Raw genomic sequence first — 25,708 nt, forward strand, 5'->3', positions numbered from 1 at the left:
TCTCATTCTTCCTGCATTCGATAATTATAGCATGAAATGGGACGAGTCAGAATAAGCATGCTTATAGAGTGATATCTCTATAAGAGAGCAGGGGAGTGGACGAGCGGAATGAAGTTTCATGAAATGGGACAAACAGATTTACTAGAGGCAACCAATACGTCCATGAAACAAGGATTAACAGAAAAAGAGGTAAAAAAACGCCTTGACAAGCATGGACCAAACGAGCTGCAAGAAGGGAAAAAAACTTCAGCGCTTCTCTTGTTTTTCGCGCAGTTCAAAGATTTTATGGTGCTTGTGCTTCTGGCGGCAACGTTAATCTCAGGTTTTCTTGGTGAATATGTAGATGCGGTTGCGATTATTGCGATTGTGTTTGTGAATGGCATACTCGGTTTCTTTCAAGAAAGGCGTGCTGAGCAATCTCTTCAGGCTTTAAAAGAGCTTTCAACACCGCACGTCATGGCACTCAGGGAAGGAAGCTGGACAAAGATTCCTTCTAAGGAACTGGTGCCGGGTGATATTGTGAAATTTACGAGCGGGGACAGAATTGGCGCAGACGTTCGAATTGTTGAAGCGAGAAGCCTTGAAATAGAAGAATCAGCGCTAACCGGGGAATCAATCCCGGTTGTGAAGCATGCTGATAAATTGAAAAAACCGGATGTTTCACTTGGCGATATTACCAATATGGCATTTATGGGTACGATTGTGACCCGCGGCAGCGGTGTGGGGGTTGTCGTCGGGACAGGAATGAATACGGCTATGGGGAAAATTGCCGACATGCTTGAATCAGCAGGGACATTGTCAACCCCGCTGCAAAGAAGACTGGAGCAGCTCGGGAAGATTTTGATTGTTGTTGCATTGCTTCTGACCGTACTTGTCGTTGCTGTCGGTGTTATTCAGGGTCATGATCTGTACAGTATGTTTTTAGCAGGTGTCTCGTTAGCGGTAGCCGCTATTCCGGAGGGGCTGCCGGCGATTGTGACAGTGGCGCTTTCGCTTGGTGTACAGAGGATGATTAAACAAAAATCCATTGTTAGAAAGCTTCCTGCTGTTGAAACGCTTGGGTGTGCGTCTATCATTTGTTCAGATAAAACAGGGACAATGACCCAAAACAAAATGACGGTGACACATGTCTGGTCCGGAGGGAAAACATGGAGAGTGGCAGGGGCCGGCTATGAACCGAAAGGAAGCTTCACACTAAACGAAAAAGAGATCAGTGTCAATGAACATAAGCCGCTTCAGCAGATGCTTCTGTTCGGAGCGCTTTGTAACAACTCCAATATTGAGAAAAGAGACGGCGAATATGTGCTTGACGGAGATCCGACAGAGGGAGCGCTGCTCACCGCGGCAAGAAAAGGCGGTTTTTCAAAGGAGTTTGTTGAATCAAACTACCGGGTGGTCGAAGAATTTCCGTTTGATTCTGCACGGAAAATGATGACTGTCATCGTAGAGGATCAAGACAGAAAGCGCTATATCATTACAAAAGGTGCACCGGATGTACTGATGCAGCGATCTTCCCGTATTTATTATGACGGCTCAGCGGCTCTTTTTTCAAATGAAAGAAAAGCAGAAACAGAGGCGGTATTAAGACATTTGGCATCACAGGCACTCAGAACGATAGCGGTCGCCTACAGGCCGATAAAAGCAGGCGAAACACCGTCAATGGAGCAGGCGGAAAAAGATCTGACCATGCTTGGCCTTTCAGGTATCATTGATCCCCCGCGGCCGGAAGTCAGGCAGGCGATAAAAGAATGCCGTGAAGCAGGAATTAAGACCGTTATGATTACAGGTGATCATGTAGAAACCGCTAAAGCGATAGCGAAAGACTTGCGCCTCCTTCCGAAAAGCGGCAAAATCATGGACGGCAAGATGCTGAATGAACTTTCTCAAGAAGAGCTTTCTCATGTGGTGGAGGATGTGTATGTATTTGCCCGCGTTTCCCCTGAACATAAACTAAAAATCGTAAAAGCCTATCAGGAGAACGGGCATATTGTGGCGATGACGGGAGACGGCGTCAATGATGCTCCTGCCATTAAACAAGCTGATATCGGCGTCTCTATGGGCATTACCGGGACAGATGTGGCCAAAGAAGCATCATCTCTTGTTCTCGTGGATGATAATTTTGCGACGATTAAATCGGCGATAAAAGAAGGCAGGAACATCTACGAAAATATCAGGAAGTTTATCAGATACCTGCTGGCGTCTAACGTCGGAGAAATCCTTGTCATGCTGTTTGCGATGCTACTCGCCCTTCCTTTACCGCTCGTTCCGATTCAGATTTTGTGGGTCAACTTGGTGACGGACGGATTGCCGGCAATGGCGCTCGGCATGGATCAGCCCGAAGGAGACGTCATGAAGCGCAAGCCCCGTCATCCGAAAGAAGGGGTATTTGCCCGCAAGCTAGGATGGAAGGTCGTTTCCAGAGGATTTTTAATCGGAGTTGCCACTATTTTAGCGTTTATCATTGTGTACCACCGCAATCCGGAAAACTTAGCTTATGCCCAGACGATCGCGTTTGCCACATTGGTGCTCGCTCAGCTTATTCACGTGTTTGACTGCCGCAGCGAAACTTCTGTTTTCTCTAGAAATCCGTTTCAAAACCTGTATTTAATCGGCGCGGTATTGTCATCCATTTTGCTGATGCTTGTAGTAATCTACTATCCGCCGCTTCAGCCGATTTTCCATACTGTAGCCATCACGCCGGGGGACTGGATGCTCGTCATCGGTATGTCCGCCATCCCTACTTTTTTGCTGGCGGGGTCACTTTTAACAAGAAAAAAATAAATTCATATGATATAATCTTAGGGGTAATAGCGTGTCTATTGCCCTTTTATTATGAGAACAGGGAAGAATTGGGTGTTTTAAAATGATACGAAGTATGACAGGCTTCGGCAGTGCAAGCAAAACACAAGACGATCTCTCTGTAAGCGTTGAACTTAAATCTGTGAACTACAGATTTAAAGAAGTGAACGCTCGTTTGCCAAGGCCTTTGCTATATTTTGAAGATAAGCTGAAACAGACCATTCTGCAGCATATTCAGCGCGGAAGAATTGAGCTTTTCGTATCTGTTGACAGCGATATGCTTGTTGAGAAAAGGCTTGAAATTGATTGGCCGCTGCTCGATGAGTTTGTCGCAGCCGCGAGAGATATGAAGAAGCGGTATCAATTGTCTGCAGAGCCCGATGTAATGGATTTCTTTAAGCTTGATCATGTCGTCCAGATTCATGAAGAACAGACGCAAAATGACAAGCTGGAGGCGTTGATCATCGATGCTGCAGAAGAAGCGGTAAAAGGTCTCTGTGAAATGCGTGAAAAAGAGGGGCTGCTCTTAGCGAAAGACTGCCTGATGCATATTGATCAGCTTGAAGAGCTGGTGAGAGAAACTGAATTGCTGGCTGCAGATGTCGTATCTCGTTACCGGGAACGGCTGTACGCCAGAATCAAAGAATGGACTGAAGACGTATTAGACGAGAGCCGGCTTGTAACAGAATGCGCTATTTTTGCAGACCGCTCTGATATCACTGAAGAGATTACAAGGCTGAAGAGCCACTTCGCCCAGTTTCGTGATATATTAGCTAGTGGCGGAGCTGTCGGGCGCAAACTCGACTTTCTTGTTCAGGAGCTCAATCGGGAAGCAAATACGATCGGCTCAAAAGCAAATGATCATCAGATCACAAAGCTTGTCGTTGAAATGAAAAGTTCTATTGAAAAAATAAAAGAACAAGTGCAAAATATAGAATAGTGACTGTGCGTATTGTTTACAGACGGTCTTACTAGGCTAAACTAGAGACGTCTATTTTACAGGGGGAACGTAGAAGATGACGATTAAACTGATTAATATCGGATTTGGCAATATCATCTCCGCCAATCGGATGATTTCGATTGTCAGCCCGGAGTCTGCGCCAATCAAACGGATGATTCAGGATGCAAGAGACCGCGGAATGCTAATTGACGCTACATACGGACGAAGAACCCGTGCAGTTGTCGTCATGGATAGTGATCACATTATCTTATCTGCCGTCCAGCCTGAGACAGTTGCACACAGACTTTCTGTTAAAGAAGAAATTATGGATGAAGGGCAGGGGTAATTGCCGCATGAAAGAAAGAGGGTTATTAATCGTTCTCTCAGGTCCCTCAGGAGTTGGTAAAGGAACGGTTCGACAAGCGATCTTTTCGCAGGAAGACACAAAATTTGAATATTCGATTTCAGTAACCACAAGAAGTCCAAGAGAGGGCGAAGTGAACGGAGTCGATTATTTTTTCAAAACAAGAGACGAATTCGAACAAATGATTGCGGACAACAAGCTGCTTGAATGGGCAGAGTATGTCGGCAATTATTACGGCACGCCAGTCGATTATGTTGAACAGACGCTTCAAGATGGAAAAGACGTCTTTTTAGAAATTGAAGTTCAAGGGGCTCTTCAAGTGAGAAATGCTTTCCCGGAAGGCCTGTTTATTTTCCTTGCGCCTCCAAGCCTTTCTGAACTGAAAAACAGAATCGTGACACGAGGCACAGAAACAGACGCTCTGATTGAAAATCGAATGAAAGCCGCAAAAGCTGAGATCGAAATGATGGATGCTTATGACTATGTCGTTGAAAACGATAATGTCGAAACGGCTTGCGATAAAATCAAAGCAATCGTTCTTGCTGAACATTTGAAGCGTGAACGCGTTGCACCAAGATATAAGAAAATGCTGGAGGTTGAATAATCAATGTTAGATCCGTCAATTGATTCTTTAATGAATAAATTAGATTCAAAATATACGCTGGTGACTGTTTCTGCGAGACGCGCACGTGAAATGCAAATCAAAAAAGACCAAATGATTGAACATACGATTTCACACAAATATGTAGGCAAAGCTTTAGAAGAAATTGATGCAGGCCTGCTTTCGTTTGAAAAGGAAGACCGCGAATAGTAGCACAAGTAGCAACCTATATCACATGTAGGTTGTTATTTTTTTCCGTGCGGTTTTGTAAAGTGCAGAGGGGGAGAATTCATTGCTAAACAATCGAAATGTGTTACTTTGCGTGAGCGGAGGCATCGCTGTTTATAAAGCCTGTGCGTTAACGAGCAAGCTGGTTCAGGCAGGAGCAAATGTCAAAGTGATTATGACTGAATCCGCTTGCCGATTCGTTTCACCGCTGACATTTCAGGCATTGAGCCGCCACGAAGTCTATACAGATACATTTAAAGAACAAAATCCAAGCGTTATTTCTCATATTGATGCCGCAGACTGGGCCGACTTGATTATCGTAGCGCCGGCTACGGCTAATGTGATTGGAAAACTGGCAAACGGCATCGCTGATGATATGCTGACGACAACATTGTTGGCAGCAACGGCTCCCGTTTGGATCGCGCCGGCAATGAACGTTCATATGTATGACCACCCGGCAGTCAAACGAAACATTTCTGTTCTTTATCAGGACGGTTATCGTTTTATTGAGCCAAGTGAGGGCTATTTAGCATGCGGTTACGTAGGAAAAGGCAGATTGGAAGAGCCGGAAAACATCGTAAAGCTGGCCGAAAAACATTTTGCTAAAGAAACATCCGCTCCTTTAGAAGGCAAGCATGTGGTCATTACAGCCGGCCCAACGCGGGAAGCGGTTGATCCTGTCCGGTTTTTTACCAATAAATCGACGGGCAAAATGGGCTACGCATTAGCGGAGGCTGCTGTTCAGCTCGGCGCACGGGTAACCTTAATTTCTGGGCCTGTTTCACTTGATCAGCCTAAAGGCCTTGCTGAGTTTATCCCTGTTCAATCGGCTGCGGATATGCGCGAAGCTGTGCTCTCTGTGTATGACGCAAGCGATATAGTCATTAAAACAGCTGCGGTAGCCGATTTTACGCCGAAAACAGTATTTGACCATAAAATGAAAAAACAAGACGGCGGCATGACCTTAGAACTGAAAAGAACAGTCGATATTTTGAAAGAATTGGGCGAGAAAAAGAAAGAGCAAATCTTGGTCGGATTTGCCGCCGAAACACAAGACATTGAACACTATGCACGTAAAAAGCTCGCCGCTAAAAACCTTGATTTGATTGTGGCAAATGATGTGAAAGCAAATGGGGCCGGTTTTGGTGCTGATACGAATATCGTGACAATCTTTTTCAAAGACGGGCATAAACGCGAACTCCCGATCATGTCGAAGCTCGATGTTTCTTTTGAAATCCTTCAGGAGATCGCAGCCCTCTCAAAACAAACCGGAGAGCGCTCATGAATTTTGCAGAAGTCATCGTTGATGTCAGCACCAAAAATATAGACAGGCCTTTTGATTATAAAATCCCAGACCATCTCAAGGGCATGATCAAAACGGGGATGCGGGTCATTGTTCCGTTTGGCCCCCGTAAGATTCAAGGGTTTGTGACAGCTGTCAAAGAAGCATCTGACCTATCGGGGAAATCTGTCAAGGAAGTAGAGGATTTATTAGATCTTACACCTGTTCTGACAGAGGAGCTTATGATTCTGTCATCATGGCTGTCAGAAAAAACGCTGTCTTTTAAAATAACAGCGCTTCAAGCAATGCTGCCTGCCGCATTAAAGGCGAAATATGAAAAAGAATTAAAAATTGCACACGGAGCCGATCTTCCGCCGCAAGTGGAACGGCTGTTTTCTGAAACAAAGACGCTGCTGTATTCAGATATACCCGATCATGAGACGCTGAAACTGATTCAAAGGCATGTTCAAAAAGGGGACATTGACGTGACGTATATAGTCGCGCAAAAAACCAATAAAAAAATGGTCAGGCATATTCAGGCAAATGCGAGTAAAGAAGAGCTTGCTAAGCAGGCTGAGGGATTGTCCCGCCAAGCAGCAAAACAGCAGGCGATTCTTCACTTTCTCATCTCTGAGCCGGAAGGTGTGAAAATTCCTGCGGCGGAATTGTGCAAAAAAACGGACACGAGCTCTGCAACCATCAAAACCCTTATCCAAAAAGGGCTTTTGAAGGAAAGCTATGAAGAGGTTTACAGAGATCCCTATCAGGACAAAATGTTCAAAAAAACAGAGCCTCTGCCGCTGACAGACGAACAGAGGGCTGCCTTCGAGCCCATACGCGAGACATTGGACAGCGATGAGCATAAAGTGTTCCTCCTTCACGGCGTGACAGGAAGCGGAAAAACGGAAATTTATTTGCAATCAATTGAAAAAGTACTGGCGAAAGGAAAAGAAGCCATCGTCCTCGTACCGGAAATATCGCTGACGCCGCAAATGGTCAACCGCTTCAAGGGTCGCTTCGGCTCCCAGGTGGCAGTTATGCACAGCGGTTTATCCACAGGAGAAAAATATGACGAGTGGCGTAAAATCCACCGGAAGGAAGTACGGCTTGTCGTCGGTGCCAGATCCGCCATTTTTGCTCCGTTTGAAAATCTCGGAATGATAATCATCGATGAAGAGCACGAGTCTTCCTATAAACAGGAAGAAATGCCTCGCTATCATGCGAAAGAGGTGGCAATCAAGCGGGCTGAGCATCACAGCTGCCCGGTTGTATTAGGGAGTGCTACGCCGACATTAGAATCATATGCAAGAGCGCAAAAGGGCGTATACGAGCTTCTTTCACTGAAGCACCGTGTTAACCATCGGGTGATGCCCGAGGTTTCGCTTGTCGATATGAGAGAGGAGCTTAGAAACGGCAATCGCTCGATGTTTTCAGTTGAATTGATGGAAAAGCTTGAAGAAACGATTGCCAAGGGTGAGCAGGCGGTGCTGTTTTTAAATAAGAGGGGCTATTCTTCCTTTGTGATGTGCAGGGATTGCGGCTATGTCCCGCAATGCCCGCACTGCGACATTTCCATGACGTATCATCGTTATGGCCAAAGGCTGAAATGCCATTATTGCGGACATGAAGAGCCTGTTCCGCACACTTGTCCTGAATGCGCAAGCGAGCATATCCGCTTTTTCGGAACGGGAACACAGCGAGTGGAGGAAGAGCTGACAAAAGTGCTGCCAAGTGCGAGAGTGATTCGGATGGATGTTGACACGACATCACGGAAAGGCGCCCATGAAAAATTACTGTCAGCTTTCGGAGAAGGAAAAGCGGATATTCTTCTCGGAACGCAAATGATCGCGAAAGGGCTTGATTTTCCGAATGTCACGCTTGTCGGAGTGTTAAGTGCTGATACAACACTTCATATTCCTGATTTCAGATCGGCTGAAAAAACATTTCAGCTGTTAACGCAAGTCAGCGGCCGGGCAGGCAGGCATGAAAAGCCCGGCCATGTCATCATTCAAACGTATACACCGTCTCATTACAGTATCCAGCTGACGAAAACACACGATTATGAAACGTTCTATCAGCATGAAATGGCGCACAGGAGAGAGCAATCCTATCCGCCATACTACTATTTGGCTCTTGTGACTGTTTCTCATGAGGAAGTGGCGAAAGCAGCGGTTACAGCTGAAAAAATCGCTCATTTTTTGAAAGCAAACTGCGGAGATGACACGAAAATTCTCGGACCAAGCGCGTCGCCGATAGCCAGGATCAAAGATAGATATCGCTATCAATGCGTGATAAAATACAAACAGGAAACCCAGTTATCCGCTTTATTGAAGAAGATACTGGAACATTATAAACGCGAAATTGAACAAAAACATGTAATGATTTCAATTGATATGAATCCTTATATGATGATGTAAGATCTCACGTCTTGGAGGGTAACAAATTGGCAGTAAAAAAGGTCGTCACACATCCTGCGGAGGTTTTGGAAACACCTGCGGAAACCGTGACTGTTTTTGATAAAAAGCTAAAAAAACTGCTTGATGATATGTACGACACCATGCTTGAAATGGATGGTGTCGGACTGGCAGCGCCCCAGATCGGCATTTTAAAAAGAGCGGCCGTTGTAGACATCGGGGATGACAGAGGGAGAATTGATCTCGTTAATCCTGAAATTTTAGAAAAAAGCGGTGAGCAAACCGGAATTGAAGGATGCTTGAGCTTTCCTGGCGTCTATGGTGATGTCACACGTGCCGATTATGTCAAAGTGCGCGCGTTTAACCGTCAGGGAAAACCATTCATTCTGGAAGCGCGAGGCTTTTTAGCAAGAGCCGTGCAGCATGAAATGGACCACTTAGACGGTGTGTTGTTTACATCTAAAATAAGTAAATACTATACAGAAGATGAACTAGCGGATATGGAAGGATGATTTGATGACGAGAATCGTATTTATGGGAACGCCGGATTTTTCAGTTCCTGTTTTAAGAACCCTGATTGAGGACGGATATGAAGTAGTGGGGGTCGTCACACAGCCGGACCGTCCGAAGGGCAGAAAAAAAGTCATGACACCTCCTCCGGTCAAGGAAGAGGCATTGCGTCACGGCATCCCGGTTCTTCAGCCGGAAAAAGTCAGATTGACAGAAGAAATTGAGAAAGTGCTGGCATTAAAGCCTGACCTGATTGTAACGGCGGCATTCGGACAAATTTTGCCTAAAGAGCTTCTCGACAGTCCAAAATACGGCTGCATTAACGTTCACGCATCCCTTTTGCCGGAACTGCGCGGCGGTGCTCCGATCCATTATTCCATTCTGCAGGGAAAGAAGAAAACCGGGGTTACCATTATGTATATGGTAGAAAAATTGGATGCGGGCGATATGATCTCAAAAGTGGAAGTGGACATTGAAGAAACCGACAATGTCGGAACACTGCACGATAAATTAAGCGTTGCTGGCGCGAAGCTATTGTCTGAAACGGTTCCAAACGTCATTGCCGGAAGCATATCACCTGAAAAGCAGGATGAAGAGAAAGCGACGTACGCGCCTAATATCAAAAGAGAGCAAGAGCTGCTCGACTGGTCCAGAACGGGCGAAGAGCTTTACAACCAGATCCGCGGCTTAAATCCATGGCCTGTTGCTTATACGACTCTAAACGGACAAAACTTGAAAGTGTGGGAATCGAAAAAAACACCCGCACCAACCAAAGCTGAGCCAGGCACAGTCGTTGCGGTTGAAAAGGAAGGGATTATCGTTGCCACAGGTAACGAGACGGCTCTGTTATTAACCGAACTCCAGCCGGCAGGCAAAAAACGAATGAAAGGCGAAGACTTTGTGCGAGGCGCTCATGTTGAAGCCGGTGATGTGTTAGGAGTAAACAATGAAAAAAACTAGTGTTCGTGACATCGCCCTTGAGGCGCTGATCAAATTAGAACAAAACCAGGCATACAGCAACCTGCTGCTGAAATCGGTCATTAAATCAAATGAACTGAGTGATCAGGACAGAGGGCTTTTGACTGAACTTGTCTATGGTACATTACAAAATAAGATCGCGCTTGATTATATGCTTAAACCGTTTATCAATAAGCCTCAAAAGGTAAAGCCGTGGGTGATTCAGCTTCTTCGCCTATCCTTATATCAAATGGAGTATTTGGAGAAGATTCCAGACAGGGCAGCCATTCATGAAGCGGTTGAGATTGCTAAAATCCGCGGACACAAAGGCATTGCTTCATTTGTCAACGGCGTGCTCCGTTCTATTCAGCGCGAAGGTGTTCCATCCTTTGACGCGATCGAAGATCCTGTCCGCCGGCTGGCGACAGAAACAAGCCATCCGGAATGGCTTGTGAAAGAGTGGGCGGATGCGTATGGATTTGAAGCTGCGGAAAAGATTTGCCGCATCCATCTCATTCCGCCGAAACAGACGCTGCGTGTCAATCAAATGAAAGCAGACAGAGCTGAGCTGCTTGACCAAATGGCTGCTGAGGGAATCGAAGTTGAAAAAGGCGACCTCGCTGAAGATGCTGTGAAGCTCTTAAAGGGAACAATTGCCGGAACTCATTTCTTCCAAAACGGCGAAGTTTCTATCCAGGATGAGAGCTCCATGCTCGTCGCCCGCGCCCTTGATCCTAAGTCAGATGAAACAGTGCTTGACGCGTGTGCGGCGCCTGGCGGAAAGTCGGCTCATATCGCAGAATTAATGAAGAACAAGGGGAGCGTTACGTCGCTTGATCTTCACAAACATAAAGTGAAGCTGATCAAAGAAGCGGCAGATCGGCTTGGCCTGACAATCATTCATGCGGAAACAATGGATGCTAGAAAAGCGGGGGAAACGTTTGAAAACGAACAGTTTGACCGAATATTGGTCGATGCCCCGTGCTCAGGTTTCGGTGTTATCAGAAGAAAGCCGGACATGAAATACACGAAAAAACCTGACGACAGCGCCCGTCTAGCTGAAATCCAGCTGTCGATCTTGAGGGAAATCGCACCATTAGTAAAAAAAGGTGGCACTCTTGTCTACAGTACGTGTACAATGGACCGGACAGAAAATGATGAAGTAATACATGCGTTTATACAAGAACATCCTGATTTTGAACCCGATTTGTCTCTTGAAAAGCGGCTGCCTGAAAAGGTGAGACCCTTTGTTCGGGATGGAAGGCTTCAAATCCTTCCTCATTATTTCGGAACAGATGGTTTCTTTATTTGCAGCATGAGAAAGAAGGGATAAGCAATGGCAGAACTTAATAAAACAAAAGTAAGAAAAGAATTGCGGACAGAGCGTCCGTCTATTTATTCTTTTGAATTAGATGAAATCAAACAATGGCTGACAGACAATGGAGAGAAACCGTTCCGTGCAGCCCAGATCTTTGAATGGCTATATGAAAAACGCGTATCTTCTTTTGAAGATATGACAAACCTCTCAAAGGATCTGCGTGAGAAATTAAACACTCACTTTGTGTTAACAACGCTGAAAACGGCTGTTAAACAAACCTCTCAAGACGGTACGATGAAGTTTTTGTTTGAGCTTCATGACGGTTATACCATCGAAACCGTTTTAATGAGACACGAGTATGGCAATTCTGTATGTGTAACGACACAAGTCGGCTGCCGTATTGGCTGCACATTCTGCGCGTCAACGCTTGGAGGCTTAAAACGAAACCTTGAAGCAGGGGAAATTGTCGCTCAAGTAGTCAAAGTGCAAAAAGCTCTTGATGAAACGGATGAACGCGTCAGCTCTGTCGTGATCATGGGAATCGGCGAACCTTTTGATAACTTTAACGAAATGCTCGCTTTCTTGAAAATCATTAACCATGACAAGGGCCTGAATATCGGTGCTCGCCATATTACGGTCTCTACGAGTGGAATCATCCCAAAAATTTACGAATTTGCTGATCAGCAAATGCAGATTAACTTTGCAATTTCTCTGCACGCGCCGAACACAGAAATCAGAAGCCGTTTGATGCCGATTAACAGAGCATATAAACTGCCTGATCTAATGGAAGCCGTTAAATATTATATTAATAAAACAGGACGCCGTATCAGCTTTGAATACGGGCTGTTCGGAGGCGTAAACGACCAGGTGGAACACGCCGAAGAGCTTGCCGACTTGCTGGAAGGAGTCAAATGCCACGTGAACTTGATTCCGGTAAACTACGTGCCTGAACGGGACTATGTGCGCACACCGCGTGATCAGATTTTTGCTTTTGAAAAAACGCTGAAATCCCGCGGAGTAAATGTCACAATCCGAAGAGAGCAAGGACATGACATTGACGCAGCCTGCGGTCAGCTTCGCGCGAAGGAGCGTCAAGACGAGACGAGGTGATGAGGGTTGTTAACAGCCTTAAAAACAGATACAGGAAAAATCCGCCAGCATAATGAAGATGATGCGGGGATATTCAAGGGGAAAGATGAATTTATATTAGCGGTTGTCGCTGATGGCATGGGCGGCCATCTTGCTGGAGATGTTGCGAGCAAGATGGCTGTGAAAGCCATGGGGGAGAAATGGAATGAAGCAGAGACGATTCCAACTGCGCCCTCGGAATGTGAAAAATGGCTCATTGAACAGATTCTTTCGGTAAACAGCAAAATATACGATCACGCTCAAGCCCACGAAGAATGCCAAGGCATGGGGACGACGATTGTATGTGCGCTTTTTACGGGGAAAACGGTTTCTGTTGCCCATATCGGAGACAGCAGATGCTATTTGCTTCAGGACGATGATTTCGTTCAAGTGACAGAAGACCATTCGCTTGTAAATGAACTGGTTCGCACTGGAGAGATTTCCAGAGAAGACGCTGAACATCATCCGCGAAAAAATGTGTTGACGAAGGCGCTTGGAACAGACCAGTCAGTCAGCATTGACACCCGTTCCTTTGATATAGAACCCGGAGACAAACTGCTTCTATGTTCTGACGGACTGACGAATAAAGTGGAAGGCACTGAGTTAAAAGACATCCTGCAAAGCGATTCAGCTCCTCAGGAAAAAGTAAACCTGCTTGTGGACAAAGCCAATCAGAATGGCGGAGAAGACAACATTACAGCAGTTTTGCTTGAGCTTGCTTTACAAGTTGAAGAGGGTGAAGATCAGTGCTAATCGGCAAGCGGATCAGCGGGCGTTACCAAATTCTCCGCGTTATAGGCGGCGGGGGAATGGCCAACGTGTATTTAGCTGAGGATATCATTCTAGACCGTGAAGTCGCAATTAAAATCCTGCGGTTTGACTATGCAAATGACAATGAATTTATCAGGCGTTTCCGCAGAGAAGCCCAATCCGCATCAAGCCTCGATCACCCGAATATTGTCAGCATTTATGATTTGGGCGAGGAAGATGATATTTATTATATTGTCATGGAATACGTTGAAGGCATGACGCTTAAAGAATACATAACAGCAAATGGGCCGCTTCACCCTAAAGAAGCGCTGAACATCATGGAGCAAATTGTCTCAGCCATCGCTCATGCCCATCAAAACCAGATTGTTCACAGAGACATCAAGCCGCATAACATTTTGATTGATCATATGGGAAATATCAAAGTAACGGATTTTGGAATTGCGACGGCACTAAGTTCGACCACAATCACCCATACCAATTCAGTTCTGGGCTCGGTCCATTACTTATCACCTGAACAGGCCCGGGGCGGCTTAGCCACAAAGAAATCAGATATTTATGCGCTTGGAATCGTTCTATTTGAGCTTTTAACCGGCCGTATTCCGTTTGATGGAGAGTCAGCAGTCAGCATCGCCTTGAAGCATCTTCAAGCGGAAACTCCTTCGGCAAAAAGGTGGAATCCATCGGTCCCCCAAAGCGTTGAAAACATCATACTCAAGGCAACTGCCAAAGATCCGTTTCATCGCTATGAAACGGCTGAAGACATGGAAGCAGACATAAAAACAGCTTTTGATGCCAACAGACTCAATGAAAAGAGATTTACGATTCAAGAAGATGAAGAAATGACAAAAGCGATACCTATCATTAAAGATGAAGAACTCGCTAAAGCTGCTGGCGAAAAAGAAGCTGAAGTGACAACCGAACAAGAAAACAAAACAAAGAAGAACGGCAAAAGAAAAAAGTGGCCGTGGGTTTTGCTCACGATATGCCTCGTTTTTATCACAGCTGGAATTCTTGCTGTCACTGTTTTTCCGTCGCTTTTCATGCCTAAGGATGTCAAAATACCTGATGTCTCCGGAATGGAATACGAAAAAGCCGCAGGGCTCTTGGAAAAAGAAGGTTTACAGGTTGATTCCGAGGTGTTGGAAATCTCAGATGAAAAAATTGAAGAGGGCCTGATGGTAAAAACGGATCCTAAAGCGGATACCACAGTCAAAGAAGGCGCCACGGTCACCCTTTATAAGAGCACCGGAAAAGCAAAAACGGAGATCGGTGATGTGACAGGCCAAACGGTCGACCAGGCAAAAAAAGCATTGAAGGACCAAGGGTTTAAACATGTAACGGTAAATGAAGTGAATGACGAGAAAAACGCGGGCACTGTCATTGACCAAAATCCTTCAGCAGGGACTGAGCTTGTCCCGAGTGAAGATCAAGTCAAACTTACAGTCAGTATCGGACCCGAAGACATTACGCTTAGAGACTTGAAAACCTACAGTAAAGAAGCAGCGTCTGGATATCTGGAAGACAACGGATTGAAGCTTGTAGAAAAAGAAGCATACTCAGATGATGTTCCAGAAGGACAGGTTGTCAAACAAAAACCAGCAGCAGGTACGGCAGTAAAGCCGGGAAACGAAGTTGAAGTGACATTCTCTCTCGGACCAGAGAAAAAACCTGCGAAAACAGTGAAAGAAAAGGTCAAGATCCCCTACGAACCAGAAAATGAAGGGGACGAGCTTCAAGTGCAAATCGCGGTTGACGATGCGGATCACAGCATCTCTGACACTTACGAAGAATTTAAGATAAAAGAGCCGACTGAACGAACGATCGAACTAAAGATTGAACCCGGCCAAAAAGGGTACTATCAAGTAATGGTAAACAATAAAGTTGTCAGCTACAAAACCATTGAGTATCCGAAAGATGAATAACAAGGAGGGAAAATATGCCTGAGGGCAAAATTATTAAGGCGCTAAGCGGCTTTTACTATGTACTGGATGAATCAGAGGATTCAGATAAAGTAATACAATGCAGAGGAAGAGGCATTTTCAGAAAAAACAAAATTACCCCTCTTGTCGGTGATTACGTTGTGTACCAGGCTGAAAATGACAAAGAAGGATATCTAATGGAAATTAAAGAAAGAACCAACGAGCTTATCAGGCCGCCAATTTGCAACGTTGATCAAGCGGTCCTGGTTTTCTCAGCGGTTCAGCCTTCTTTCAGCACGGCATTGCTCGACCGCTTCCTGGTTCTCGTTGAGGCCAATGATATTCAGCCGATTATATGCATTACTAAAATGGATCTGATTGAAGATCAAGATACAGAAGATACGATACAAGCCTATGCAGAGGACTATCGGAATATTGGTTATGACGTATACCTTACCTCCTCTAAGGACCAAGATAGTTTAGCGGACATCATCCCGCATTTTCAGGATAAAACAACGGTATTTGCCGGTCAGTCTGGTGTTGGGAAATCCTCGCTTCTCAACGCGATCAGTCCGGAGCTCGGATTAAGAACAAACGAGATTTCCGAGCATTTGGGCCGCGGGAAACACACAACCCGCCACGTGGAGCTGATTCACACGTCCGGAGGTTTGGTTGCAGATACACCGGGATTCAGCTCGCTTGAATTTACAGACATTGAGGAAGAAGAGCTGGGCTATACCTTCCCTGATATCAGAGAAAAAAGCGCTTCATGCAAATTTAGAGGCTGTTTACATCTGAAAGAGCCGAAATGTGCGGTGAAACAAGCTGTTGAAAACGGGGAATTAAAGCAGTATCGCTATGACCATTATGTTGAATTTATGACGGAGATTAAAGACAGAAAGCCGAGGTATTAGCATAATGATAAAGGTTGCACCATCTATTCTTTCCGCTGATTTTGCTGCTTTAGGCAATGAGATTAAAGATGTAGAAAAAGGCGGAGCCGATTGTATTCATATTGATGTTATGGACGGCCATTTTGTCCCGAATATCACAATCGGTCCGCTGATTGTAGAAGCGGTCCGGCCGGTAACGGATCTGCCGCTTGATGTCCATTTAATGATAGAAGAGCCGGATCGTTATATCCCGGCTTTTGCGAAAGCAGGCGCAGATATCCTGTCTGTGCATGCTGAGGCATGTCCGCACCTGCACCGTACCATCCAGCTCATTAAAGAGCAAGGAGTGAAGGCCGGAGTAGTTCTAAACCCGCATACCCCTGTACAAGTCATCGAGCATGTTTTCGACGATCTTGATCTTGTTCTTTTAATGACGGTGAACCCGGGCTTCGGCGGGCAGAAATTTATTCATTCAGTCCTTCCTAAAATAAAAGAGGTTAAGCGAATGGCGGATGAAAAAGGAAAAAAAGATCTGTTAATTGAAGTAGACGGCGGCGTCAACAAAGAAACCGCTCCGCTCGTCATTGAAGCGGGCGCAAATTTACTCGTTGCCGGTTCAGCTGTTTATGGCCAGTCTGACCGCAAAAAAGCAATTTCTGAAATCAGAGGAAGTAAATAAGCAGCTTTAGAAAAGAGCTGGGCATACAATAGCCTAAGCTCTTTTTCCTGTATGCAGAGAAAGGAATCAGAGATGAAAACAATTAATATCGTTGCGGGAGGCCCGAAAAATCTCATTCCCGATCTAACCGGCTATACGGATGAACACACGCTTTGGATCGGTGTTGACAAAGGCACCGTCACTCTCTTAGATGCCGGGATCATTCCTGTTGAAGCCTTCGGAGATTTTGACAGCATAACGGAGCAAGAACGCCGGCGAATAGAAAAAGCCGCTCCCGCCCTTCATGTGTATCAAGCAGAAAAAGATCAAACAGATTTAGACCTCGCCCTTGATTGGGCGCTGGAAAAGCAGCCGGATATTATTCAGATTTTCGGCATTACAGGCGGCAGAGCTGATCATTTTTTAGGAAACATTCAGCTACTGTATAGAGGTGTAAAAACGAACATAAAAATTAGGCTGATAGACAAACAAAATCATATTCAAATGTTCCCTCCTGGTGAATATGATATTGAGAAGGATGAAAATAAGCGATATATCTCCTTCATACCGTTTTCCGAAGACATACATGAGCTGACCCTGACCGGTTTTAAATATCCTCTAAATAATTGTCATATTACGCTCGGTTCAACACTATGTATTAGTAACGAACTCATTCATTCACGAGGTACTTTTTCGTTTGCAAAAGGCATATTAATAATGATAAGAAGCACGGATTAAGCATGTGCTTTCATTCAATTGCTGAAAACAATGAACAAGGCGGTTACGGGACGTTATAGGAGGGGACAAAAATGAAATTTTACACCATTAAATTGCCGAAGTTTTTAGGAGGAATTGTCCGGGCGATGCTGGGCTCATTTAGAAAAGATTAATGCCCAGGGGTTCAAAGCCCTCTTTCACCACATAAAAACGCCTGCCACATATCGGGGCAGGCGTTCATTTTGTTATACACGCTCAACTTTACCGGATTTCAAAGCTCGAGCAGATACATATACTTTTTTAGGTTTTCCGTTCACAAGGATACGAACCTTTTGAAGATTCGCGCCCCAAGTGCGCTTAGAAGCGTTCATTGCGTGAGAACGGTTATTCCCAGCTGTTGTTTTTTTACCTGTGATAACGCATTTACGTGCCATTTGTTTCCCTCCTCACTTGCACAAAACATCTACTTTTTAACATTCATATAATCTTAGATGCTTTCGATATGGATACTTTAAATAATTTACCACAGCTAAAAAACGTTTGCAACTATTGTTTCATCATCTTTCAAGAAAATTCACTTGACATCTTGCGGAAACAGCAGCGCTATAGTATATGTAGAGGTACGGCCAGCGATTATTGCCTGGTCTTTTCATAATGGAAACCATATAGTAGAATAGCTGTAACTCTATGCATTCGAAGGAGGAACTAGTGTGTCCATTGAATTAAGAACGAAGTACGGACAGATTGATATATCTAATGAAGTCATCGCGATGGTTGCAGGAGGCGCGGCGGTTGACTGTTACGGCATTGTCGGCATGGCCTCTAAAAACCAGATTAAAGACGGACTGACTGAAATCCTTCGGAAAGAGAATTTCAGCAGGGGTGTCCAAGTTCGCCAAGAAGGAGAACAGATACATATCGACATGTATATCATTGTCAGCTACGGCACGAAAATTTCTGAAGTGGCACATAATGTCCAAACAAAAGTAAAGTACACAGTAAATCAAACCATCGGACTGGCAGTGGACTCTGTCAATATTTATGTCCAAGGCGTACGAGTGACGAACCCGTAGTTAGGAGGAGTAGGATTGTCTATCAGAACATTAAACGGCAGAACCTTTGCCGAGATGATTCTTGCGGGAGCGCAGAATCTGTCTCAAAACGCCAGTGCAGTTGATGCACTGAACGTGTTTCCGGTGCCGGACGGTGATACGGGAACAAATATGAACCTGTCGATGACTTCCGGAGCAAGAGAAGTTGAACAAATGGATACGGATGATATCGGGAAGGTGGGTTCCGCGTTATCTAAAGGGCTGCTCATGGGAGCACGCGGAAATTCAGGAGTTATCCTATCCCAATTGTTCCGCGGATTTAGCAAAAGCATTGAAACGAAAAAAGAAATTAATGCACTTGAGTTTGCCGCTGCGCTGCAAGCAGGTGTAGACATGGCGTATAAAGCTGTCATGAAACCTGTAGAGGGCACCATTTTAACAGTTGCAAAAGACGCTGCAAAAAAAGCGATGATCTTAGCAGAAAAAGAAACCGATATCACTGCGCTGATGATTGCAGTGACAGAAGAAGCAGAGGCGTCTTTAAACCGCACCCCTGAATTGCTACCTGTCCTAAATGAAGTAGGAGTTGTCGATAGCGGGGGCAAAGGCCTGCTTTGTGTGTATGAAGGTTTCCTTGCTTCATTAAAAGGTGAAACTGTACCTCAGAAAGCAGTTCTTCCGTCACTTGACGACATGGTCAGCGCAGAGCATCACAAGAGCGCGCAAAGCATGATGAATACCGAAGATATTGAATTTGGATTCTGTACTGAAGTGATGGTTAGGCTTGATCAGACAAAAAGAGAGTTCGACGAAGGTACGTTCAGGCAAGACCTCAGCCAGTTCGGAGATTCTCTGCTTGTGATTGCGGATGAATCGCTGGCGAAGGTTCATATTCATGCTGAAGAGCCGGGAAACGTGTTAAACTACGCCCAGCATTACGGTGAATTGATCAAAATAAAAATAGAAAATATGAGAGAACAGCATACCTCTATCATCAGTCAAGAAAGCAAACCTGCAGACAACGAAACACCGTCGGCAAAACAGCCGTATGGCATTGTGACTGTGGCGATGGGAGAAGGAATTTCAGACCTATTCAAAAGCATTGGCGCTTCTGTTGTGATCGAAGGCGGCCAGACCATGAACCCAAGCACTGAGGATATTGTTGATGCCGTGAAGTCTGTAAATGCAGATACGGTATTTATCCTTCCTAACAACTCCAACATTATCATGGCTGCTAACCAAGCGGCCAGCGTAGTGGATGAACAGGTTTTTGTCATTCCTGCTAAAACGGTTCCGCAAGGGATGTCAGCCCTGCTGGCTTTTAACCCGGATCAAGAAGCTGAAGCGAACGAGGCCAATATGCTAAGCGCCATTCAGCAAGTAAAAAGCGGACAGGTGACGTTCTCAGTCAGAGATACTCATATTGACGGTAAAGATATTAAAAAAGGCGACTTTATGGGCATTCTGAATGGAACGATTATCGGCACTTCTGAAAATCAGCTGTCAGCCACGAAAATGCTGCTGTCAGAAATGATCGGAGAAGATGATGAAATCGTGACCATTCTATATGGTGAGGATGCGTCTCAGGAAGAAGCTGAGCAGCTTGAAGCGTTTCTCAGTGAAAAGTACGAGGAGATTGAGGTTGAGATCCACAATGGGAAACAGCCTCTGTATTCGTATATAGTTTCTGCAGAATAGAAGGGCAATTTGCCCTTCTATTCTTATGTCTGCTTTTAAGTGCGGCAGCGCTGTAACGCGCCCGCTTGCCATTTTATATCTGATCAATTAGTCTAGAAGCAAAGCGCTAATAAGCTCTGGTTCATAAGGAGGAATAGCATGAAATACAGAAGCGTTTTTGATATTATCGGCCCGGTTATGATCGGTCCGTCCAGCTCTCATACAGCGGGAGCTGCTAGAATCGGGAGAGTGGCCAGAAGTTTATTTGGCAGAGAGCCTGAGCGCATCATTGTATCTTTTTACGGCTCGTTTGCGGAAACGTATAAGGGCCACGGCACAGATGTCGCGATTATCGGCGGATTGCTTGATTTTGATACATTCGATGAACGGATTAAAACCGCTATACAAATTGCAGAAACTAAAGGAATTGATATAGAGTTTCGGGTAGAAGATGCAGTCCCGGTCCATCCGAACACAGCAAAAATCACCATTTCTGATGAAAAGGGTGAGCTGGAACTGACGGGTATTTCGATTGGCGGAGGAAAGATTGAAATCACAGAATTGAATGGTTTTGAGCTCCGGCTGTCAGGAAATCATCCGGCCATATTAGTTGTTCATAATGACAAGTTTGGCACAATTGCCGGTGTTGCCAATGTTCTGGCGAAATTTTCAATCAACGTAGGACATATGGAAGTAGCCCGGAAAGATATCGGACAGCTTGCGCTGATGACAATAGAGGTCGATCAAAATATTGACGACCACATTCTCGACGAGCTGTCGAAACTGCCGAATATTATTCAAGTGACAAAGATTGCTGACTAGCGAAAAGGGTCAGGAGGAGCCAGTTATGTTTCGTAATGTAAAAGAATTAATTGAGATTACTAAAGAAAAACAAATATTGATCTCTGATGTGATGATAGCTCAAGAGATGGAAGTAACAGAAAAAACAAAAGAGGACATTTTTCAGCAGATGGATCATAACCTGTCTGTTATGGAAGCGGCGGTTCAGAAAGGACTCGAGGGAGTTACGAGCCAAACGGGCTTAACAGGCGGAGATGCCGTTAAATTGCAGGCCTATATTCGATCAGGAAAAAGCCTGTCTGGCCCGCTGATTTTAGATGCTGTATCGAAAGCCGTTGCAACAAATGAAGTAAATGCAGCCATGGGAACCATCTGTGCGACACCGACTGCAGGTTCTGCCGGTGTGGTGCCCGGTACGTTATTTGCTGTAAAAGAAAAGCTGAATCCAACAAGAGAACAAATGATCCGCTTTTTGTTTACAGCCGGGGCTTTCGGATTTGTCGTGGCTAATAACGCAAGCATTTCCGGCGCCGCCGGAGGATGTCAGGCAGAGGTTGGATCAGCTTCAGGCATGGCGGCTGCGGCCATTGTTGAAATGGCAGGAGGAACACCCGAACAAAGCGCGGAGGCCATGGCCATTACATTAAAAAATATGCTAGGCCTCGTGTGCGACCCTGTTGCAGGGCTTGTTGAGGTGCCTTGCGTGAAACGGAATGCGATGGGCGCGTCAAATGCGATGATTGCCGCTGATATGGCATTGGCGGGCATTACAAGCCGTATTCCATGTGATGAGGTTATCGATGCCATGTATAAAATAGGCCAAACGATGCCAACTGCACTTAGAGAAACAGGCCAGGGCGGTTTAGCGGCAACACCGACAGGAAGAGAATTAGAGAAAAAAATTTTCGGAGGAGCGCTAGGTTCACGTGAAACAACATCAGCAAACTAGTATAGCTAACATTAAGGGTATTGGGCCGGAAACAGAAAAAACATTACACGAACTCGGTATTTATGACATTTCTGATCTTCTGAATTATTTCCCTTACCGCTATGATGACTACGAGCTGAGGGATTTAGAAGAAGTAAAGCATGATGAAAGAGTCACAGTCGAAGGGAAGGTTCATTCAGAGCCTTCTCTTACCTATTACGGAAAAAAACGAAACAGGCTGACATTCAGGCTTCTGGTCGGCCACTATTTAATTACAGCCGTATGTTTTAACCGGCCTTATTTGAAGAAGCAGCTTTCGCTCGGCTCTGTGGTGACGGTTTCAGGTAAATGGGACAAGCACCGCCAAACCATCTCTGTTCAGGAGTTGAAAAACGGGCCGCATCAAGAAGACAAAAGCATTGAACCAGTGTATTCTGTGAAAGAAAATGTTACCGTCAAAATGATGAGGCGGTTTATTCAGCAGGCGCTGACCCAATATGCAGACTCACTTCCTGATCCTCTTCCGGAAAAGCTAAGAAAAAGCTATAAACTGCCTGACTATTATCAAGCGTTAAAAGCAATGCACCAGCCTGAAACAAGGGAAGCATTAAAGCTTGCCAGACGGCGGTTTGTTTATGAAGAATTTTTGTTGTTTCAGTTGAAAATGCAGGCGTTCCGAAAGGCGGAAAGAGAGCAGACACAAGGGATACGGCAGCGTTTTTCAAACGAAGAACTCATGAGATTTATCAAAAGCCTCCCGTTTCCCCTCACAAACGCCCAGTCACGCGTTCTTCGCGAAATAACAGCAGACATGTCTTCTCCATACAGAATGAACCGTCTTCTTCAAGGGGACGTTGGATCAGGAAAAACGGCAGTCGCCGCCATTGCACTGTATGCCGCGATCCTATCCGGATACCAAGGAGCGCTCATGGTGCCGACAGAAATTCTGGCCGAGCAGCATGCTGATTCGCTCGTTTCGCTATTTGAAAAATGGGACGTCAGCGTTGCTCTTTTGACAAGCTCTGTTAAAGGGAAGCGGCGAAAAGAACTGCTTGAGCGTCTTGCGGCGGGTGAGATTGATATTCTTGTAGGAACCCACGCTTTAATCCAAGACGAGGTGGAGTTTAAGGCGCTGAGTCTCGTTATTACTGATGAACAGCACAGATTTGGAGTTGAGCAGCGCAAAAAGCTTCGGAACAAAGGGCAGGATCCCGATGTTCTCTTTATGACAGCCACTCCAATCCCAAGAACGTTAGCGATCACAGTGTTCGGTGAAATGGATGTATCTGTCATCGATGAGATGCCGGCTGGACGAAAGAGAATCGAAACCTATTGGGTAAAACATGACATGCTGGATCGTATATTGGCATTTGTCGAAAAAGAATTAAAGCAAGGCAGGCAGGCTTATATCATCTGTCCGCTGATTGAAGAATCAGACAAGCTTGATGTGCAAAACGCCATTGACGTGTACAATATGCTTTCTGATATTTTTCGGGGGAAATGGAATGTCGGCCTTATGCATGGAAAGCTGCATTCCGATGAAAAAGACCAGGTCATGAGAGAATTCAGCGCAAATCACTGTCAAATTCTCGTATCAACCACTGTTGTGGAGGTTGGCGTGAATGTTCCGAATGCAACAATTATGGTGATTTATGACGCCGACCGTTTCGGGCTATCACAGCTTCACCAGCTGCGCGGCCGTGTTGGACGGGGTGAGCATCAATCTTTCTGTATTCTGATGGCTGATCCAAAATCAGAAACAGGGAAAGAACGGATGAGGATCATGTCGGAGACCAATGACGGTTTCGAGCTGTCTGAAAAGGATCTGGAACTGAGAGGTCCCGGTGATTTCTTCGGGAAAAAACAAAGCGGAATGCCGGAATTTAAAGTGGCGGACATGGTTCATGATTACAGAGCGCTTGAAACGGCAAGGCAGGATGCTGCGAATCTTGTGGCTTCTGACGCGTTCTGGAAGGAGCCGGAATACGCTGTGTTAAGAGATGAATTGCTGAAGAGCGGAGTAATGGACGGGGAAAAATTAAGCTGAGTATCAGAAGTTTTTGGTGTTCAGCCAGAAACAATCGTTGCATTCCAATCTATGAAATTATATACTACTATTAGTACCTAGTCTTAATTGTCCGGATGGTGTTTAGATATGAGAAGAAATAAGAGAGAACGCCAGGAATTACTTCAGCAGACGATTCAAGCAACCCCCTTTATTACAGATGAAGAATTAGCGGGTAAATTCGGGGTGAGCATCCAGACGATACGTTTGGACCGCTTAGAGCTTTCCATACCTGAACTGAGAGAAAGAATTAAGAACGTGGCAGAGAAAACACTTGAGGACGAAGTGAAGTCTCTGTCACTTGATGAAGTTATCGGAGAAATTATTGACCTTGAGCTGGATGATCAGGCGATATCCATTTTAGAAATAAAACAGGAGCACGTGTTCAGCCGGAATCAGATTGCGAGAGGACACCATTTATTTGCACAGGCGAATTCTTTGGCCGTTGCAGTCATTGATGACGAGCTGGCGCTGACTGCAAGTGCAGACATCCGCTTTACAAGACAGGTAAAGCAGGGTGAACGTGTCGTAGCAAAAGCGAAAGTGACGGCTGTCGAAAAAGAAAAAGGAAGAACGGTTGTCGAAGTGAACAGCTACGTTGGCGAAGAAATTGTTTTTTCTGGACGCTTTGACATGTATCGTTCAAAACATTCATAAAGGTGGAGCATGCATGAGAATAGCTGTAGATGCAATGGGAGGAGACCACGCTCCCAAAGCTGTTATTGACGGAGTTATAAAAGGTATAGAGGCATTTGATGATCTCCATATCACACTTGTCGGTGACAAAACAACGATAGAATCACATTTAACAACTACATCAGATCGCATCACGGTGCTGCACGCAGATGAAGTGATTGAGCCTACGGATGAACCTGTCCGTGCCGTGCGAAGAAAAAAGAACTCATCTATGGTTCTTATGGCGCAGGAGGTTGCGGAAAACAGAGCTGACGCCTGCATTTCAGCGGGAAATACCGGTGCATTAATGACAGCCGGTCTCTTTATTGTCGGAAGAATTAAAGGAATTGACCGTCCGGCGCTTGCCCCGACACTTCCGACTGTTTCGGGAGACGGATTTCTTCTCCTTGATGTCGGCGCCAATGTCGATGCCAAACCGGAGCACCTCGTTCAATATGCCATCATGGGTTCTGTTTATTCTCAGCAAGTGCGCGGTGTCACTTCACCGAGAGTCGGACTTTTAAATGTCGGAACAGAAGATAAAAAAGGAAACGAACTGACGAAGCAGACGTTTCAAATTTTAAAAGAAACAGCAAACATCAATTTTATCGGAAACGTGGAAGCGCGAGACCTTTTAGATGATGTGGCGGACGTTGTAGTAACAGACGGCTTTACCGGGAATGTTACACTCAAAACGCTGGAAGGCTCTGCGTTGTCTATTTTTAAAATGATGAGAGACGTAATGACGTCTACTTTGACATCCAAGCTTGCAGCAGCTGTGCTGAAGCCAAAATTGAAAGAAATGAAAATGAAAATGGAGTATTCGAATTATGGCGGAGCAAGTCTTTTTGGCTTAAAAGCGCCTGTGATCAAGGCGCACGGCTCTTCAGATTCAAATGCTGTATTCCATGCGATTCGGCAAGCAAGAGAGATGGTCAGCCAAAATGTGGCTGCGCTCATTCAGGAAGAAGTGAAAGAAGAAAAAACAGATGAGTAGTCTGGAGGTTTTTA

Annotated in this window: 25 protein-coding genes; 24 read left to right on the forward strand and 1 reads right to left on the reverse strand. The window is 45.3% G+C overall.

The annotated features are described in order from the left end of the window. Nucleotides 1–108 precede the first annotated feature (108 nt). The 17 genes from MKY50_RS08580 to spoVM all read left to right on the forward strand — a co-directional run bounded on the left by MKY50_RS08580 (nucleotide 109) and on the right by spoVM (nucleotide 17,672). Nucleotides 109–2,781 carry a calcium-translocating P-type ATPase, SERCA-type gene (locus MKY50_RS08580; RefSeq protein WP_015252116.1) on the forward strand — a complete coding sequence of 891 codons (2,673 nt, stop codon included), beginning with the start codon at nucleotides 109–111 and terminating at the stop codon, nucleotides 2,779–2,781. A gap of 82 nt (nucleotides 2,782–2,863) precedes the next feature. Then, a complete protein-coding gene (locus MKY50_RS08585) occupies nucleotides 2,864–3,739 on the forward strand; it encodes a YicC/YloC family endoribonuclease (RefSeq protein ID WP_015252115.1) in 876 nt (291 codons plus the stop codon). Nucleotides 3,740–3,815: 76 nt separating this feature from the next. Next, nucleotides 3,816–4,085, forward strand: coding sequence for an extracellular matrix/biofilm regulator RemA (gene remA, locus MKY50_RS08590; RefSeq protein WP_003154355.1), 270 nt, complete (start codon nucleotides 3,816–3,818; stop codon nucleotides 4,083–4,085). A gap of 7 nt (nucleotides 4,086–4,092) precedes the next feature. After that, nucleotides 4,093–4,707 (forward strand): guanylate kinase, encoded by a 615-nt coding sequence (gene gmk / locus MKY50_RS08595; RefSeq protein ID WP_003232083.1) that lies wholly within the window; start codon nucleotides 4,093–4,095, stop codon nucleotides 4,705–4,707. 3 nt (nucleotides 4,708–4,710) lie between these two features. Beyond that, nucleotides 4,711–4,914 carry a DNA-directed RNA polymerase subunit omega gene (rpoZ, locus tag MKY50_RS08600; protein WP_003221520.1) on the forward strand — a complete coding sequence of 68 codons (204 nt, stop codon included), beginning with the start codon at nucleotides 4,711–4,713 and terminating at the stop codon, nucleotides 4,912–4,914. Nucleotides 4,915–4,996: 82 nt separating this feature from the next. After that, nucleotides 4,997–6,217, forward strand: a complete 1,221-nt coding sequence (gene coaBC, locus MKY50_RS08605) for a bifunctional phosphopantothenoylcysteine decarboxylase/phosphopantothenate--cysteine ligase CoaBC (protein ID WP_151870247.1) — start codon at nucleotides 4,997–4,999, stop codon at nucleotides 6,215–6,217. Further along, nucleotides 6,214–8,631, forward strand: coding sequence for a primosomal protein N' (gene priA, locus MKY50_RS08610; RefSeq protein WP_341116496.1), 2,418 nt, complete (start codon nucleotides 6,214–6,216; stop codon nucleotides 8,629–8,631). The genes coaBC and priA overlap by 4 nt, the downstream gene beginning before the upstream one ends. Nucleotides 8,632–8,657: 26 nt before the next feature. Then, entirely contained in the window at nucleotides 8,658–9,140 is a 483-nt protein-coding gene (gene def / locus MKY50_RS08615; RefSeq protein WP_015383630.1) for a peptide deformylase, read from the forward strand. A gap of 4 nt (nucleotides 9,141–9,144) precedes the next feature. Continuing rightward, on the forward strand, nucleotides 9,145–10,098 hold the full coding sequence (fmt, locus tag MKY50_RS08620; RefSeq protein WP_029317789.1) for a methionyl-tRNA formyltransferase: 954 nt from the start codon (nucleotides 9,145–9,147) through the stop codon (nucleotides 10,096–10,098). Then, on the forward strand, nucleotides 10,085–11,428 hold the full coding sequence (rsmB, locus tag MKY50_RS08625; RefSeq protein WP_015252111.1) for a 16S rRNA (cytosine(967)-C(5))-methyltransferase RsmB: 1,344 nt from the start codon (nucleotides 10,085–10,087) through the stop codon (nucleotides 11,426–11,428). The genes fmt and rsmB overlap by 14 nt, the downstream gene beginning before the upstream one ends. Before the next feature lie 3 nt (nucleotides 11,429–11,431). Beyond that, nucleotides 11,432–12,523 carry a 23S rRNA (adenine(2503)-C(2))-methyltransferase RlmN gene (rlmN, locus tag MKY50_RS08630; RefSeq protein WP_015252110.1) on the forward strand — a complete coding sequence of 364 codons (1,092 nt, stop codon included), beginning with the start codon at nucleotides 11,432–11,434 and terminating at the stop codon, nucleotides 12,521–12,523. Between the two features lie 6 nt (nucleotides 12,524–12,529). Then, on the forward strand, nucleotides 12,530–13,294 hold the full coding sequence (gene prpC / locus MKY50_RS08635; RefSeq protein WP_014479762.1) for a protein-serine/threonine phosphatase PrpC: 765 nt from the start codon (nucleotides 12,530–12,532) through the stop codon (nucleotides 13,292–13,294). After that, nucleotides 13,288–15,234 (forward strand): serine/threonine protein kinase PrkC, encoded by a 1,947-nt coding sequence (prkC, locus tag MKY50_RS08640; RefSeq protein ID WP_277737141.1) that lies wholly within the window; start codon nucleotides 13,288–13,290, stop codon nucleotides 15,232–15,234. Before prpC ends, prkC begins: the two co-directional genes overlap by 7 nt. Before the next feature lie 14 nt (nucleotides 15,235–15,248). Beyond that, nucleotides 15,249–16,145 (forward strand): ribosome small subunit-dependent GTPase A, encoded by an 897-nt coding sequence (rsgA, locus tag MKY50_RS08645; RefSeq protein WP_319620733.1) that lies wholly within the window; start codon nucleotides 15,249–15,251, stop codon nucleotides 16,143–16,145. 4 nt (nucleotides 16,146–16,149) lie between these two features. Further along, nucleotides 16,150–16,803: a ribulose-phosphate 3-epimerase gene (gene rpe / locus MKY50_RS08650; protein ID WP_003232058.1), complete on the forward strand. Its 654-nt coding sequence runs from the start codon at nucleotides 16,150–16,152 to the stop codon at nucleotides 16,801–16,803. Nucleotides 16,804–16,875: 72 nt separating this feature from the next. After that, nucleotides 16,876–17,520, forward strand: coding sequence for a thiamine diphosphokinase (locus MKY50_RS08655; RefSeq protein ID WP_014479765.1), 645 nt, complete (start codon nucleotides 16,876–16,878; stop codon nucleotides 17,518–17,520). A 71-nt stretch (nucleotides 17,521–17,591) separates the two neighbouring features. After that, entirely contained in the window at nucleotides 17,592–17,672 is an 81-nt protein-coding gene (gene spoVM / locus MKY50_RS08660; RefSeq protein ID WP_003221545.1) for a stage V sporulation protein SpoVM, read from the forward strand. Between the two features lie 72 nt (nucleotides 17,673–17,744). On the opposite strand, the gene rpmB is transcribed toward spoVM, so the two are convergent. Next, complete coding sequence (gene rpmB / locus MKY50_RS08665) at nucleotides 17,745–17,933, reverse strand: 50S ribosomal protein L28 (protein ID WP_003221548.1); 189 nt, start codon at nucleotides 17,931–17,933, stop codon at nucleotides 17,745–17,747. Between the two features lie 276 nt (nucleotides 17,934–18,209). On the opposite strand from rpmB, the gene MKY50_RS08670 reads away from it, so the two are divergent. The 7 genes from MKY50_RS08670 to plsX all read left to right on the forward strand — a co-directional run bounded on the left by MKY50_RS08670 (nucleotide 18,210) and on the right by plsX (nucleotide 25,694). After that, a complete protein-coding gene (locus MKY50_RS08670; RefSeq protein ID WP_003232054.1) occupies nucleotides 18,210–18,572 on the forward strand; it encodes an Asp23/Gls24 family envelope stress response protein in 363 nt (120 codons plus the stop codon). A 15-nt stretch (nucleotides 18,573–18,587) separates the two neighbouring features. Further along, a complete protein-coding gene (locus MKY50_RS08675) occupies nucleotides 18,588–20,249 on the forward strand; it encodes a DAK2 domain-containing protein (protein ID WP_341116499.1) in 1,662 nt (553 codons plus the stop codon). A 138-nt stretch (nucleotides 20,250–20,387) separates the two neighbouring features. Next, entirely contained in the window at nucleotides 20,388–21,050 is a 663-nt protein-coding gene (gene sdaAB / locus MKY50_RS08680) for an L-serine ammonia-lyase, iron-sulfur-dependent subunit beta (protein ID WP_072175954.1), read from the forward strand. A gap of 25 nt (nucleotides 21,051–21,075) precedes the next feature. Next, complete coding sequence (sdaAA, locus tag MKY50_RS08685) at nucleotides 21,076–21,978, forward strand: L-serine ammonia-lyase, iron-sulfur-dependent, subunit alpha (RefSeq protein ID WP_003232049.1); 903 nt, start codon at nucleotides 21,076–21,078, stop codon at nucleotides 21,976–21,978. Then, on the forward strand, nucleotides 21,956–24,004 hold the full coding sequence (gene recG / locus MKY50_RS08690) for an ATP-dependent DNA helicase RecG (protein ID WP_014479767.1): 2,049 nt from the start codon (nucleotides 21,956–21,958) through the stop codon (nucleotides 24,002–24,004). Before sdaAA ends, recG begins: the two co-directional genes overlap by 23 nt. A 108-nt stretch (nucleotides 24,005–24,112) precedes the next feature. After that, entirely contained in the window at nucleotides 24,113–24,679 is a 567-nt protein-coding gene (fapR, locus tag MKY50_RS08695) for a transcription factor FapR (protein ID WP_003232044.1), read from the forward strand. Nucleotides 24,680–24,692: 13 nt separating this feature from the next. Continuing rightward, the gene (plsX, locus tag MKY50_RS08700) at nucleotides 24,693–25,694 is read left to right on the forward strand and encodes a phosphate acyltransferase PlsX (RefSeq protein WP_003232041.1); all 1,002 of its coding nucleotides are present in this window, start codon (nucleotides 24,693–24,695) and stop codon (nucleotides 25,692–25,694) included. Nucleotides 25,695–25,708 lie beyond the last annotated feature (14 nt).

It is taken from the genome of Bacillus sp. FSL R7-0685 (assembly GCF_038002425.1).
Taxonomy (GTDB): Bacteria; Bacillota; Bacilli; order Bacillales; family Bacillaceae; genus Bacillus; species Bacillus subtilis.